The organism is Sphingopyxis sp. YR583 (assembly GCF_900108295.1).
Taxonomy (GTDB): domain Bacteria; phylum Pseudomonadota; class Alphaproteobacteria; order Sphingomonadales; family Sphingomonadaceae; genus Sphingopyxis.
In genome coordinates this window covers 554,924-568,521 of the sequence record NZ_FNWK01000002.1, presented here as the reverse complement: position 1 = coordinate 568,521, position 13,598 = coordinate 554,924, and the positions used below count along the sequence as shown (strand labels likewise).

Annotated in this window: 12 protein-coding genes; 3 read left to right on the top strand and 9 right to left on the bottom strand. The window is 66.5% G+C overall.

The features are described from left to right. Window positions 1–19: 19 nt before the first annotated feature. Window positions 20–1,486, bottom strand: a complete 1,467-nt coding sequence (gltX, locus tag BLW56_RS14745; protein ID WP_093511418.1) for a glutamate--tRNA ligase — start codon at window positions 1,484–1,486, stop codon at window positions 20–22. A 58-nt stretch (window positions 1,487–1,544) separates the two neighbouring features. Between gltX and BLW56_RS14740 the strand changes: the two genes are divergently transcribed. Next, window positions 1,545–3,704, top strand: a complete 2,160-nt coding sequence (locus BLW56_RS14740; protein WP_093511417.1) for a ComEC/Rec2 family competence protein — start codon at window positions 1,545–1,547, stop codon at window positions 3,702–3,704. On the opposite strand, the gene lexA is transcribed toward BLW56_RS14740, so the two are convergent. The 3 genes from lexA to moaC all read right to left on the bottom strand — a co-directional run bounded on the left by lexA (window position 3,658) and on the right by moaC (window position 6,067). Beyond that, window positions 3,658–4,341 carry a transcriptional repressor LexA gene (gene lexA, locus BLW56_RS14735; protein WP_093511416.1) on the bottom strand — a complete coding sequence of 228 codons (684 nt, stop codon included), beginning with the start codon at window positions 4,339–4,341 and terminating at the stop codon, window positions 3,658–3,660. The genes BLW56_RS14740 and lexA overlap by 47 nt on opposite strands. 65 nt (window positions 4,342–4,406) lie before the next feature. Continuing rightward, window positions 4,407–5,597 (bottom strand): molybdopterin molybdotransferase MoeA, encoded by a 1,191-nt coding sequence (gene glp / locus BLW56_RS14730; protein WP_093511415.1) that lies wholly within the window; start codon window positions 5,595–5,597, stop codon window positions 4,407–4,409. Further along, the gene (gene moaC / locus BLW56_RS14725; RefSeq protein WP_093511414.1) at window positions 5,594–6,067 is read right to left on the bottom strand and encodes a cyclic pyranopterin monophosphate synthase MoaC; all 474 of its coding nucleotides are present in this window, start codon (window positions 6,065–6,067) and stop codon (window positions 5,594–5,596) included. Before moaC ends, glp begins: the two co-directional genes overlap by 4 nt. Before the next feature lie 210 nt (window positions 6,068–6,277). Here moaC and BLW56_RS14720 point away from each other — a divergent pair, with 210 nt between their 5' ends. After that, window positions 6,278–6,571 (top strand): hypothetical protein, encoded by a 294-nt coding sequence (locus BLW56_RS14720; RefSeq protein ID WP_143043473.1) that lies wholly within the window; start codon window positions 6,278–6,280, stop codon window positions 6,569–6,571. A 48-nt stretch (window positions 6,572–6,619) separates the two neighbouring features. Here BLW56_RS14720 and trpC read toward each other — a convergent pair whose 3' ends face one another. The 5 genes from trpC to BLW56_RS14695 form a co-directional block, all read right to left on the bottom strand. After that, complete coding sequence (gene trpC / locus BLW56_RS14715; protein WP_093511412.1) at window positions 6,620–7,405, bottom strand: indole-3-glycerol phosphate synthase TrpC; 786 nt, start codon at window positions 7,403–7,405, stop codon at window positions 6,620–6,622. Next, the gene (gene trpD / locus BLW56_RS14710; protein WP_093511411.1) at window positions 7,402–8,400 is read right to left on the bottom strand and encodes an anthranilate phosphoribosyltransferase; all 999 of its coding nucleotides are present in this window, start codon (window positions 8,398–8,400) and stop codon (window positions 7,402–7,404) included. Before trpD ends, trpC begins: the two co-directional genes overlap by 4 nt. Beyond that, on the bottom strand, window positions 8,397–8,987 hold the full coding sequence (locus tag BLW56_RS14705) for an anthranilate synthase component II (RefSeq protein ID WP_093511410.1): 591 nt from the start codon (window positions 8,985–8,987) through the stop codon (window positions 8,397–8,399). The genes trpD and BLW56_RS14705 overlap by 4 nt, the downstream gene beginning before the upstream one ends. A 169-nt stretch (window positions 8,988–9,156) precedes the next feature. Next, a complete protein-coding gene (locus BLW56_RS14700; RefSeq protein WP_093511409.1) occupies window positions 9,157–10,674 on the bottom strand; it encodes an anthranilate synthase component I family protein in 1,518 nt (505 codons plus the stop codon). A gap of 7 nt (window positions 10,675–10,681) precedes the next feature. Further along, window positions 10,682–12,628, bottom strand: coding sequence for a peptidylprolyl isomerase (locus tag BLW56_RS14695; RefSeq protein ID WP_093511408.1), 1,947 nt, complete (start codon window positions 12,626–12,628; stop codon window positions 10,682–10,684). Between the two features lie 180 nt (window positions 12,629–12,808). On the opposite strand from BLW56_RS14695, the gene tpiA reads away from it, so the two are divergent. Beyond that, window positions 12,809–13,561, top strand: coding sequence for a triose-phosphate isomerase (gene tpiA / locus BLW56_RS14690; RefSeq protein WP_093511407.1), 753 nt, complete (start codon window positions 12,809–12,811; stop codon window positions 13,559–13,561). Window positions 13,562–13,598 lie beyond the last annotated feature (37 nt).

The following is a 13,598-nucleotide window of genomic DNA, read 5'->3' as shown; positions in this document are numbered from 1 at the left end:
CGGCGGGGAGAGAGAGTGGCTACGCCCCTGCCGGATAATGTTGCGCTGCGTCAAGTCGCGCCAGACTTACTTCGCGTCCGAGCAACAGCAGCACGTCGAAAATTCCCGGGGAAACGGTTCGGCCGGTTAGTGCTGCGCGTAGCGGTTGCGCCAATTTGCCCAGCCCCAGTTCGGCGGCTTCGGCTTCGGCACGCACGGCGGCATCCAGCTCTTCTGTCGTCCAATCGTTCAGCCCGCGCAGTCGCTCCGTCACGGCAGCAAGCAGGCCTTCGGGCGCGGCCTTCAGCACCTCGCCCGCCTTTTCGTCCACCGGCAACGGGTCCGGCTGGAACAGGAAGATCGCGCCATCGGCGATTTCGTCGAGCGTCTTGGCACGCGGTTTCAGCGATTCCATCGCGCGCGTCAGCAGGTCGCGGTCGGCGCCGTCGAGAGTGCGGCCGACGAGTTTCTCGACCCGCGGCGCGATCAGACCGGCGAGCCGGGCGTCGTCGGCTTCGCGCAGATAATGGCCGTTCAGATTTTCCAGTTTCTTGAAGTCGAAGCGCGAGGGCGAGCGACCGACATGGTCGAGGTCGAACCACTCGGTCGCCTGCGCACGGCTGATGATCTCATCATCACCATGACCCCAGCCAAGGCGCAGGAGGTAATTGTTCACCGCCTCGGGGAGATAACCCATTGCGTCGCGATAGGCGTCGACGCCGAGCGCGCCGTGGCGCTTCGACAGCTTCGCGCCGTCGGCGCCGTGGATCAGCGGCACATGCGCGTAAACCGGTTCGCGCCAGTTCATCGAGCGGATGAGCGCTAGCTGGCGGAAAGCATTGTTCAGATGGTCGTCGCCGCGGATCACATGCGTGACGCCCATGTCATTGTCGTCGACGACGACGCTCAGCATATAGGTCGGCGTCCCGTCGCTGCGCAGCAGGACGAAATCGTCGAGTTCGGCGTTCTGGACGGTGACTTCGCCCTGAACCTTGTCGGCAATGGTCACCGCGCCCTCCTGCGGCGCGCGCAGCCGGATGACATGCGGGATCGACGGATCGCCGTCGTTACGGTCGCGCCAAGGGCTGCGGACGCGGAAAGGCAGGCGCTTTTCCTGCGCCTCTGCGCGCATCGCGGCGAGTTCGTCCTGCGTCAGATAACAGCGATAGGCTTCACCCTTTGCGAGCAGGTCGTGCGCGACCTCGGCATGGCGGGGCGCACGGGCGAACTGGAACACGGTCTCGCCGTCCCAGTCCAAATCGAGCCACTGCATCCCGTCGATAATCGCGTCGATTGCGGCATCGGTCGAGCGCGCGCGGTCGGTATCCTCGATGCGAAGCAGGAATTTGCCGCCGTGGTGGCGGGCAAACAGCCAGTTAAACAGGGCAGTGCGCGCGCCGCCGATATGCAGATAGCCGGTCGGCGATGGCGCAAAGCGCGTGACGACATCGGCGCCGGTCGCTTCGGAGATCGCTTCTGCCACTTTGGTCTCGTTTTCGGTTGCCACTCCGGCCTCTTTCACTCAATTTGCCGCCCTCTGGGCGGGGATCGGGGGAGCCCCTAGCATGGCGACAAGGCTGCTTCAAACGCCCATTGCGGCTCGCTGGGCAACTATCCTGCATCGGATCGGTCCCGCGCTCGAAGCTCGGCTCGAGGCGGAGCGCGAGCGGATCGGGCTCTGGTTGCCCGTTGCGCTGGGCGCCGGCATCGCCGCCTGGTTCGCCTTACCTGCCGAGACGCATTGGATCGGGTTCCTTCTGCTAATGGCGGGCGGCATGTGCGCAGGCGCGCTGATCGGCTGGAACAACCGCTCCGGGCGGATGGTCGTCGTGGGATGCGGCGTTATGGCGGCGGGCGTGTTGTTGATCTGGGCGCGCGCCATATGGGTCGCGGCGCCGGTGCTCGCGGCGCCCGTGGTGACCGAGTTTTCCGCAATCGTCGAGCGCGCCGAGCCCTTGCCGGCCAAGGGACAGATTCGCATTCTCGCTCTGCCCCAGCAGCGCAGCGATCTGCCGCCGCGGGTGCGGTTGACGTTGCGCAGCGAACAGGCCGCTGACCTCACCGATGGCGAAACGATCGGCGTCCGCGCGCGATTGATGCCGCCGCCTACGGCAAGCCTGCCGGGGGGGTATGATTTTGCCCAGCGGGCATGGTTCGACCGGATCGGGGCGGTCGGGACGGTGCTCGGCGATATTTCCCGGGCACCAGCGCAAAGGGGCGCGACGCCGCCACTGCGCGCGCGGCTCAGCGCGCATATTCACGATCGGATAGAAGGCTCGCCCGGGGGAATCGCCGCCGCGCTGGTCACGGGCGACCGCGGCGCGATCAGCGAAGCCGACGAGGAGGCGATGCGGCGGAGCGGATTGGCGCATCTCCTGTCGATCAGCGGGCTGCATGTGACCGCCGTCGTCGGATTTGCGATGTTCCTGACGCTGCGGCTGCTGGCGCTGAACCGGCGGCTCGCGCTCGCGGGCTATGTCCTGTCGCTTGCCGCCGCCGCAGGGGCACTGGCGGGTGGCGGATACACATTGCTCGCGGGTGCCGAGGTGCCGACGCTGCGCTCATTTATCGCCGCCCTGCTTGTCCTCGTCGCGTTCCTTATGGGGCGTGAGGCGCTGACGCTGCGGCTCGTCGCCGCCGGTGCGTTGATCGCCCTCGTCTGGCGCCCCGAGTCGCTCGCGGGACCGAGTTTCCAACTGAGCTTCGCCGCCGTCACCGCTATCATCGCATTGCACGAGAGTCGGCCGATGCGAGCGTTTCTCGCACGGCGCGATGAGACGTGGCTGTTTCGGCTGGGGCGCGGCGTCGCCGGGCTGCTGATTACCGGGCTGATTGTCGAAGTGGCGCTGGCGCCGATCGCGCTGTTCCATTTCCACAAGGCGGGTCTCTACGGCGCGCTCGCCAATGTGGTCGCGATTCCGCTCACAACCTTTGTCATCATGCCGTTCGAGGCGCTGGCGCTCCTGTTTGATACGATCGGGGCGGGGGCGCCCTTCTGGTGGATCACCGAACAGGCGTTGCGGCTCCTGTTGTGGCTCGCACATGCCGTCGCCGACGCACCAGGTGCGGTGGCAACGCTGCCGAGCTTTCCTCCATGGGGTTTTGGCCTCGCGGTTTTCGGCGGGCTGTGGATATTGCTTTGGCAAACGCGCTGGCGCCATGCAGGGTTCGTTCCGCTGGCGATCGGCGCGGCAACATTGCTTTTTCAGCCGCGCCCCGACCTGCTCGTCACCGGCGATGGCCGCCACATCGCCGCGGCGCTGCCCGATGGCAGCTACGCGTTGCTGCGCGACCGGGCGGGCGACTATATCCGCGATACGATGGCGGAAGCGGCGGGGACCGACATGCCGCTGGCGGCGTTGGCAGGTCTCGGCCATGTCGAATGCAATCGCGATTTCTGCCGCTGGAAGCAGGGGCGGGGCAGAGCGCAATATGTCATTCTTGCATCGCGCGGGCGCGACCGGATCGAGGGCGCCGATATGGCGGCCGCCTGCGCGGCGGCTGATGTCGTGATCAGCGATCGCTGGTTACCGCGCGAGTGCGCCGGGCGCTGGATGACGATCGATCGCGACAGCCTTGCGGCCAGCGGCGGCCTAGCGCTCTACCTCGGTGAAACGCCCAAGGCCGTCGCCACGCTCAAGGCGGGCGACGGGCATCCCTGGCGGCTGCCGCAGCAGCTTAGTGGTAACGACGAAGCAATCCCGACAGACGACCCTGCACGATGACGCGATCGGCGGGGTAGCGCTGCGGCTCATAGGCGCTGTTCGCGGGGTCGAGACGGATCATCTGCCCTTCGCGGCGAAAATATTTGAGCGTCGCGTCCTGCCCGTCGACGAGCGCGACGACGATGTCGCCTTCGCGCGCGGTGCTCGCTTTCTGGATCAGAGCATAATCGCCGTCGAAAATCCCCGCTTCGACCATCGAGTCGCCGGAGATTTCGAGCGCATAATGTTCGCCCGAGCCGAGCAGTGCGGCGGGAACGGCCAGATTATTGTGATCCTCGAAGGCCTCGATCGGGACGCCCGCCGCGATCTTGCCGTGGAGCGGGATCTCGATGACGTCGTTCGCGGCGATCGGCTTGAGCGCCGGGGCGGGCTTGCGGAGCGGAACCACATTGTCGCTACGCTCACGCACCGCGGGCTTCACAGCCTCGGGCACCTTGAGAACCTCGAGCGCGCGGGCCCGGTTGGGCAGGCGGCGGAGAAAACCTCTTTCTTCCAAGGCGCTTATCAGCCGGTGTATGCCCGATTTCGATTTGAGACCAAGCGCTTCCTTCATCTCCTCGAACGACGGCGAAATGCCGCTCGAATCAAGGCGTTCCTGGATGAAGTGGAGCAGTTCATGCTGCTTCGCGGTCAACATCGTTCGTTCTCCATGATGCCAATTCCGGACATATTGAGAACGATAGTGGAACAAAGCGGAATTTGTCAAGCGATGACAAGATAATCCGCGAGGTCGCCCGCATCGCGTGCCGGGGCGCCGATGTCGCGGATCAGCAGCGCGTTCGCCGAGGCGAGGGGAAGGGTGCGGCCGCTTTCCTGCCCGATCAACGGCGTCAGGCGCCCGTTTTCGAGTCGCGCGCGCAGATAGTCGCGGCGTGTGCCGCCTTCGGCAAGGGCGGCGGCGAGCGGGGCCTGATGGACGGGCGGCAGCGGATCGGCCGCCCCGGCAAGGTGGCGGACGAGCGGCAGGAGAAAGAGCGTCGCGGTGACGAAGGCCGAGGAGGGGTTGCCGGGCAGGCCAAGCAGGATCGCGTCGCCCAGCGTTCCGGCGATCAGCGGCTTGCCGGGGCGCATCGCGATTTTCCAGAAATCGAGCTGCCCGCCTGCGTCGCCCAGCGCGCCGCGAACATGGTCGTGGTCGCCGACCGATGCGCCCCCGACGGTCACGATGACGTCGTGACGTCGCGCCAACTCTTTCAGAACCTTGGCAAGTGTCTCGCGGTCGTCGCGGACATGGTGCGGCAGGATGACCCCGTCGACCTCGCCCGACAGCATTGCCGCGAGCATCACGCCATTGCTGTCGGGGATCTGCCCCGGGGCAAGAGTGCGCCCGGGCTGGACCAGCTCGTCGCCGGTGGTGAGGATCGCGACGCGCGCGCGGCGCCCGACGGCAAGTTCGCCCGCACCGCTCATCGCCGCGGCGGCGATCGCGCCGGGGGTCAGGCGCGTGCCGGCGGGAAGCAGGCAGTCGCCGGCAGCGAAGTCGGCGGCTTGCGAGCGGATATGGCGCCCGCGCGCGCCGGGGCCGTCACCGGTCGACCGCAGCCTGTCGTCTTCGCGCACGACGTCTTCCTGCACGATCACCGTGTCGGCGCCCGCCGGGAGCATCGCGCCGGTGAAGATCCGCATCGCTTCGCCGGGCCCGACCGCAAGGTCCGGCGCGGCGCCCGCGGCGGTTTCGCCGATGACGGTCCACGGACCCGGAAGATCGTCGAAGCGGATCGCATAGCCGTCCATCGCCGACAGCGGCGCCGCGGGCTGATCGCGCAGCGCGTTCACATCATGCGAGAGATAGCGGCCAAGCGATTCGGAAAAGGCGATATTTTCGCTGCCGAGCGGCGCGCACAGCGCCAGGAGCCGCGCCTGTGCTTCCTCGACCGGAAGCAGGCCGCTCATGCGGCGCGCCAGTCGCCCGAGCGGCCGCCGCTCTTTTCGAGCAGGCGGATGTCGCCGAGGATCATCGCGCGGTCGAGCGCCTTTGCCATGTCATAGAGGGTGAGGAGCGCCACCGAAGCGGCGGTGAGCGCCTCCATCTCGACGCCGGTCTGTCCCGTCGTCTGCGCAACAGCAACGACCGATATCCCATTGTCTTCCCATATAAAGTCTATGCCCACCATGGTCAGTGCGAGCGGATGGCAGAGCGGAATGAGGTCGGCGGTGCGTTTGGCGCCCATGATACCGGCGATGCGCGCGGTCGAGAGCACGTCGCCCTTGGGCGCATTGCCGCTGCGGATCGCGTCGAGCGCCTCGGGCGACATGATGATGCGCCCGCCGGCGACCGCTCGCCGCTGCGTTGCGGGCTTGGCGCCGACATCGACCATATGCGCGGTGCCGGTTTCGTCGAGGTGAGTCGGTTTGGGTGTCATGTGTTCGCAGCCAAGCAACGCGGGGCGGGAAAGGCAAGGGGGATGACCGAGCGGAAATGATAGGCGCCAAGCTGTGGCCGCTTTTGCGGGGCAGTTTTGGTGTAGGTAGGGATCGCGGATGGGGAAAGGCAGCTGACGACCGGTTGCGGACATTGCCGCGCCGACGTAGGCTAAGTGCCAAAATTGGGCGGCGGCCGAAGGATGGCGACTTTGAGCACTGAAGAACTTGTCCCGAACTCAGTCGCGGCGACGATGGCGGTATCCAATTCGGCTTTTGCTGCACTATGGCCCGTTCTCAAGCGCCAGAATGCCGACGAAACTAGAGCTTTTTCTGAATTTCTCCAGTGGCGTGCCCATTTTGTGTTCATGCATTTTCGAGCCAGACACCTAGACAGCATTCTTGTCGAAAAATGTCATGAGGCGCTGAAGTACGAGGATCTTTTCGACGACGAGCGGAAAGGTCTTCTGAGTGTGATCGACATGTTCGATGCGATCAGACGCTGACTTAGCGCGCGCGAGGAATAACGGCAGCTAACCACCCCAAAGCGGACGTCAGCCCTCCAGCAGCGCCTTGGTTGCCGTCGTGACGTCAGGCTGGCGCATCAGGCTTTCGCCGACAAGGAACGCTTTGACGCCGCTTTTTGCCAGTCGCTGGCAGTCGGCGTGGATGGCGATGCCGCTTTCGCCGACGAGCAGCGTTCCGGGCGGGACCAGCTTTGCGAGCCGTTCGGTGACGGCAAGATCGGTTTCGAAAGTGCGAAGGTCGCGGTTGTTGACGCCGATCAGGCGCGATTTGAGCTGCGTCAGTGCGCGGTCGAGCTCGGTTTCGTCGTGGACCTCGACAAGAACGTCCATGCCGCGCTCGAACGCCGCAGCCTCGATCTCGCGCATCATGCCGTCTTCGAGCGCGGCGACGATGATCAGGATCGCATCGGCGCCGATCGCGCGCGCCTCGGCGACCTGCCAGGGATCGACCATGAAGTCCTTGCGCAGCGCGGGGAGGGAGCATGCCGCGCGCGCTGCGACGAGATAATCTTCATGTCCCTGAAAATAGGGGGCATCGGTCAGGACCGACAGGCAGGCGGCGCCGCCGGCGGCATAGGCGCGCGCGTGATCTTCCGGGTTAAAATCTTCTCTTATCAAACCCTTGGACGGCGAAGCCTTCTTGATCTCCGCGATCAGGCCGAATGAGCCCGCGTCAATCTTTGCCTGGAGCGCGGCGGCGAAACCGCGCACCGGACCGGCGTCGATCGCATCGAGGGCGGAGAGCGAGCGCGCTGCGCGCCGTTCGGCGACTTCGTCGGCCTTGGTGGCAAGGATTTGCGTGAGCTTGTTCATTTATAGGCGATCCAGCAATTGAGCAGCGCGTTGGCAAGGCCCTTGTCGATTGCCTCGGCGGCCTCCTCGACCCCTTCGGCCAGCGTATCGGCCGCCCCGGCGACGACGAGCGCCTCGGCGGCATTGTAAAGCACCGCGTCGCGATAGGCGCCGGGTTCGCCTTCGAGCAGGCGGCGCAGCGCCCTGGCGTTATATTCGGCGTCGCCGCCGCGGATTTCGGACAATGCGCGCGTCGGAAGACCGGCGTCGGCCGCGACGCTGCGCTGCATGCGCACGCCTTCGGGGGTCACCACCGCGACCTCGTTACCGCCCGCGAGCGAAAGCTCGTCGAGCCCTTCGTCGCCCGATATGACCCGTGAATGTTCGGTGCCGAGCCGGTGGAGCGCCTCGGCATAGACGGGGACATAGGCCGGGCGCGCGATGCCGACGAGTTGGCGCGTGACGCGCGCGGGGTTCGCGAGCGGCCCCATCAGGTTGAAGATCGTCCGCCGCCCGATCGCCTTGCGGATCGGCATGATGCGCTTCATCGCGGGGTGGCGCGTGCCGGCAAAAAGAAAACAGATACCAAGGTCGGCGAGCTGTTCCTCGGCCTGCCGGTCCGCGCGCTCCATGTCGAGGCCGAGTGCCTCCAACGTGTCAGCCGCGCCGGATTTTGAAGAAGCCGCACGATTTCCGTGCTTTGCAACCGGAACCTCGCATGCCGCGACCACAATCGACACCGCGGTCGAGACATTGAGGGTGTGGTGGCCGTCGCCGCCGGTGCCGCAAACGTCGATCGCGTTCGCAGGGGCGGCGATGGGGATCAGCCGGTCGCGCATCGCCTGCGCGGCAGCGGCGATTTCGACCATCGTTTCGCCGCGATCGGACAGCGCGTTCAGGAACTCGACGATATTCTCGTCACTGGCGCCGCCGTCGAGCATCGTCGCAAAGGCGTCGGCCGCCTCATCATGCTCGAGCAGCCCCGCGGGGTCGGGAAACGGACCGAAGCGGCTCATGCGGCCTTCCGCTCGCCGACTGGCAACCCCGCAATTTTCAGGAAATTGGCGAGCATCGCATGACCATGTTCGGTCGCAATGCTCTCGGGATGGAACTGGACGCCGTGGATAGGCAGGTCGGTGTGGCGGAAACCCATCACCGCGCCATCGTCGCTCGTCGCGTTGATCACGAGGCTGGCTGGAATATCGACGACCTCGAGGCTGTGATAACGGGTCGCCTGAAAGGGTGAGGGCAGACCGGCGTAAAGCCCGCTATTGTCATGGCATACGGGCGACGTCTTGCCGTGCATCAGATGGCCGCGCTGCACGGTGCCGCCGAAATGCTGGCCGATCGCCTGATGGCCGAGGCAGACGCCGAGCAGCGGGCGGCGCGCGTCGGCGCAGGCGGCGACGAGGTCGAGGCTGATGCCCGCCTCGTTCGGCGTGCAGGGGCCGGGCGAGATCAGGATCGCGTCGGCGCCGGTCGCGAGTGCGTCCGCCGCGCTCAACGCATCGTTGCGCTCGACGCGCACGTCGACACCCAGCTCGATCAGATAATGAACGAGGTTGAAGGTGAAGCTGTCATAATTGTCGATGACGAGGATCATGGCGGCGGCCCTAACGTTTTTGCGGCGGTGGGGAAAGGACAAGTAGCTTTCGACGTTGCAATCCCAACTTCGTCATTCCCGCGAAAGCGGGAACCCAGTTGCGACGGTGGCTCGCTGGGTTCCCGCTTTTACGGGAATGACGAGGGAGGAGAGGTTACCGTAGCCCCAACTACTGCCCGTAACCCGGCGTGCCCGCGAGCCGCACCGCCTCGCGCGCCGCAGCGAACAGCGCGCCGGCCTTCGCTTCGCATTCGCGCTGTTCATAAGCGGGATCGCTGTCCGCGACGATGCCCGCGCCCGCCTGGACATGCATTTCGCCGTCCTTGACGATTGCGGTGCGCAGCACGATGCAGCTGTCCATATTGCCGTCGGGCGCGAAATAGCCGACGCCACCTGCGTAGGGCCCGCGCGCGTCGGCTTCGAGTTCGGCGATGATCTGGCACGCGCGGACTTTCGGGGCGCCGCTGACCGTGCCCGCGGGGAAGCCCGCGAACAGCGCGTCGATCGCATCCTTGTCGGGTGCGATGCGGCCGATCACATTGGATACGATGTGCATGACATGGCTGTAGAATTCGACGGTATAGCTGTCGGTGACGGTCACGCTGCCGCCAACCGCCGCGCGGCCGACGTCGTTGCGGCCGAGGTCGAGCAGCATCAGATGTTCGGCGCGTTCTTTGGGATCGGCGAGCAGGCTTTCGCGATTCTCGGCATCCTCTGCACTCGTGCGGCCGCGCGGGCGGGTGCCGGCGATCGGGCGAATGGTGATTTCGTGGTCGCGCACCCGGACGAGGATCTCGGGGGACGAACCGATCAGCGCAAAGCCCGGCAGGTCGAGGAAATAGAGAAAGGGCGAGGGGTTGATGCGGCGAAGCGCGCGATAGAGGTCGAAGGGCGGCAGGTCGAACGGGGTCGAGAAACGCTGCGACAGCACGACCTGAAAAATGTCACCCGCCGCGATATAATCCTTCGCGGTCGCCACCATTTCGGCGAAACGCGCGGGCGGGGTTGCGGGGTTCGCCGCAATATCGGTCGGCAGCGCGTCGGTTGCGGCGCGCTCGGTGTGGGCGCTGACGCTCGACAGACGCGCGGCGATGGTGTCGAGCCGGTCCTGCGCCGCTTCGATCATCCGGTCGATGGCGCCGGTTTTGTCCGGCCAGATCGGCGCGATCAGGAACAGTTCGTCGGCAAGGCGGTCGAAGACGAGGATTGTCGTCGGGCGCACGAATATCATGTCGGGCAGGCCGAGCCCGGCGCCTGGCGCACGCGGAATGCGCTCGACGAGGCCGATGGTTTCATAAGCGAAGAAGCCGACGAGCGTTGCGAGCGCCTTGGGCAGGCCGTCGGGCACGTCGAAGCGGCATTCGGCGACGAGGTCGCGCAGCGCCTGCAACGCGGGGGTCGCGAGCGGCTGGAACGCATCGCGGTCGCTGCGCCAATCGCGGTTGATGCGCGCGGCATCGCCGGTGACTTCGAACATCAGATCGGGATCGAGCCCGAGCAGGCTATAGCGCCCGCGCGTTTCGCCACTCTCGACCGATTCGAGTACCCAGTCGCCGCGCCCCGGTTCGATCAGCTTGAGCGCCGCCGACACCGGGGTTTCGATATCGGCGATCAGCCGCTGCCAGACGACCGCGCCGCGACCCTGCGCCAGCGCCTCGAGCGCGGCGGCTCTCCCCTCCAGCGCCATCGCCGGATTATTCGTTGACCGGCGCGTTGCCGGTCAGCTCCGCGCGCAGCTGGTCGACGAGCTTCTTGTTGATCGTGACGCCGACGCGGCGCTTTGCTTCGGCTGCGAGTTGCTCGATCAGTTCGTTGCCAAACGCGGGAGCGAGCGGCTGGGCGATCGCGGCGACGCGCGCCGGTTCGATCGTCTTCGGATCAGGACGCTGGACGTCGTTGAGCGCGATCACCATCCAGCCGCGATTGCCCGGAATCTCGAGCGTCTTCACACTGCCCTTCGCCATCGAGAAAAGCAGCGCGAGATCGGGCGATACGGGCTTTCCGTCCGCACCGAGTTCGGCGCGGCGGCCGCCGATCGTCTGGACAGAGCCGATGTTCGGGCCGGCGGCTGCGACGGCTTCGTTCAGGCCCTTGCCGCCTTCGACGGCCTTGACGATCGCACGCGCCTTGTCGCGGGCGACCTTTTGCCCCTCGGCAAAGCGCCATTCGCTGAGCAGGTCGGCGCGGATCTGGGTGAACGGCGGCGGCGCTGCGGCGACGATCGACTTCACGGCATAAACGGCGAATTTCTCGTTCTCGACGAGCGTTGCGATATGGCCTTCGCCTTCGCCGGCCGCCTGAAACGCCTGCGCGACGAGCGGCGCGAGTTCGGGAGCGGGGGTGAATGCGGGCTGGCCGGGCGCGCGTCCGCTCGGCAGGATTGCCGGCGTCTCGACGAGCTGGAGCTTGCGGTCGGCGGCGATTTCCTCGGCCGACGCGCCGCCGTTCACGGCATCCTGGATCGCGTTATAATAATCGACGATCGCTTCGTTCGCCTTGTTCTTGGCAAGTTCGGTGCGGATTTCGGCGCTGGCGTCGGCAAGGCTGCGCGCGGGCTTGCTGGTCACATCCTCGACGCGCGCGACGGTCCAGCCGAGACCGGTCTGCAGGGGGCCGACGACATCGCCGCGCTTGGCGGCAAAAGCGGCCTTGGCTGCTGCGGCGCTGCTCGTCGCGGCATAGGCCGACTGGGTGAGGTCGCCGGTGGTCGAGGCCGAGAGGCCGGCGGCTTGCGCCGCCGCGGCGAGCGGGGTGCCGCCGCGAACCTTGGCGGCCAGCGCGTTCGCTGCGGCCTGATCGGGAACGATCACCTGCGCGAAACGGCGCGTCTCGCTCGCGGCGAATTGCGCGGCACTATCCTTGTACACCTTGGCGATTTCGGCGTCGGTGACGGCGGGAACCGGAACCGCGCTGCGGTCGAACAGCGCGTACTGGATCACGCGGCGTTCGGGCACGGTGAACTTGGCCTTGTTCTGCGACAGGAATTTCTGGAGCGCGGCGTCGCCGGGATCGGCGGTCGGCGCGAAGGGGCTCGCCGGGATGAAAGTCGCCTGACCGCGGCGCTGTTCCATCAACAGCGCGGCATAGGGCTGCGCCATGCCCGAAGCGATCCGCGGCATCATCGCGATCGGCGCGGCGAGCTGTTCGAGCAGGATCTGCTGGCGCAGGTCGCGGCGAAGCTGGGTTTCGGTCAGGCCGTTCTGGCGCAGGAAATTTTCGAAGACCTTCTGGTCGAATTTGCCCGACACGCCGGCGAATGCCGGCAGGTCGGCGATACGCCCGTCGATCAGCCGCTTGCTGACGCTGAAGCCGAGGTCCGTCGCGAACTGGTCGAAAGCGCTGCCCTCGACGAGCTGGTCGAGCACCTGATCGAGCCCGCCGCCTTCGACGAACGCCGCCATCGTCAGCCCCGGCTGACGCTGACGCGCCTGATCATAGGCTTGCCGCGCCCGGTCGCGCAGTTCGCCGACGCCGATCTGTTCGCTGCCGACCTTTGCGACATTCGCGCCGCCGATGCCGCCGAAGTTCGCATTGCCGGTGACGTCGCCCAGCGCAAAGGCAAGCCCGACGAGGACGACGAAGGCGAGGGCGAGGAATTTGCCGATCGTCGAGGAGAACATGGCGCGGATGGCGGTAATCATGGAACGGGCATTCTTTCGGCAGGGCGCGTTTCAAGCGCGATAGCGCGTTGCTTTAGGCGGGAGGCGGGGCCGCATCAAGGCCGGAAAGGGGCTTTTCATGCGTGCGCGACGCCGCTTGCCTATCACGCCCGTGCGCCGCTAGGGCGATGGGTAAGGTTCGAACAAAGGGAGACGCGATAGATGACGCGGCGCAAATATGTGGTCGGCAACTGGAAGATGAACGGGCTTTCGGCCGCGATCGGCGAAGCGCAGGCGATCTTCGCTGCGGCGGAGGGGCATGGCGCCGTCGATGTCGCGATCTGCCCGCCCTTCACGCTGATCGGCGCGATGATCGCCGCAGCGCCGGGCAAGGCCGTCGGCGGTCAGGATTGCCACAGCGCGGCGTCGGGCGCCTTCACCGGCTCGGTCGCGGCGGAGATGCTGACCGACATCGGGGCGAGCGTCGTGATCGTCGGGCATAGCGAACGCCGCGAAGGGTTTGACGAAAGCGACGCCGATGTGCGCGCCAAGGCCGAAGCCGGGCTCGCCGCCGGACTGTCGGTGATCCTGTGCGTCGGCGAACCGCGCGAAGTGCGCGAATCGGGCGGCGCCATCGACTTCGTGCTCGCGCAGATCGCGGGATCGGTGCCGGACGACTTCGATCCGCAGCGGCTCGCCATCGCCTATGAGCCGATCTGGGCGATCGGGACCGGGCTGGTCCCGACCGTCGGCGATGTGGCGGCGATGCACGGCGCGATCCGCGGCGCGCTTTCGGCGCGCTTCGGTGGTGCGGCCGGGGATATGCGCATTCTTTACGGCGGATCGGTCAATGGCGACAATGCCGCCGAGCTGCTCGATGCGGGCGATGTCGACGGCGCGCTCGTCGGCGGTGCAAGCCTGACCGCGGCGAAGTTCGTGCCAATCATCGCTGCGGCGGCGACACTCGCGGGTTGAAGCGAAGCCGCTTCGTCTCTATGTGCGCCGCGGGCGC

Coding starts and splice junctions, on each gene's coding strand:
- glp (WP_093511415.1), bottom strand. CDS start 5,597: ATGAGCGGCCTGCTTCCGGTCGAGGAAGCACAGGCGCGGCTCCTGGCG.
- BLW56_RS14705 (WP_093511410.1), bottom strand. CDS start 8,987: ATGATCCTCGTCATCGACAATTATGACAGCTTCACCTTCAACCTCGTT.
- BLW56_RS14700 (WP_093511409.1), bottom strand. CDS start 10,674: ATGGCGCTGGAGGGGAGAGCCGCCGCGCTCGAGGCGCTGGCGCAGGGT.
- moaC (WP_093511414.1), bottom strand. CDS start 6,067: ATGACACCCAAACCGACTCACCTCGACGAAACCGGCACCGCGCATATG.
- trpD (WP_093511411.1), bottom strand. CDS start 8,400: ATGAGCCGCTTCGGTCCGTTTCCCGACCCCGCGGGGCTGCTCGAGCAT.
- BLW56_RS14740 (WP_093511417.1), top strand. CDS start 1,545: ATGGCGACAAGGCTGCTTCAAACGCCCATTGCGGCTCGCTGGGCAACT.
- trpC (WP_093511412.1), bottom strand. CDS start 7,405: ATGAACAAGCTCACGCAAATCCTTGCCACCAAGGCCGACGAAGTCGCC.
- tpiA (WP_093511407.1), top strand. CDS start 12,809: ATGACGCGGCGCAAATATGTGGTCGGCAACTGGAAGATGAACGGGCTT.
- BLW56_RS14695 (WP_093511408.1), bottom strand. CDS start 12,628: ATGATTACCGCCATCCGCGCCATGTTCTCCTCGACGATCGGCAAATTC.
- lexA (WP_093511416.1), bottom strand. CDS start 4,341: ATGTTGACCGCGAAGCAGCATGAACTGCTCCACTTCATCCAGGAACGC.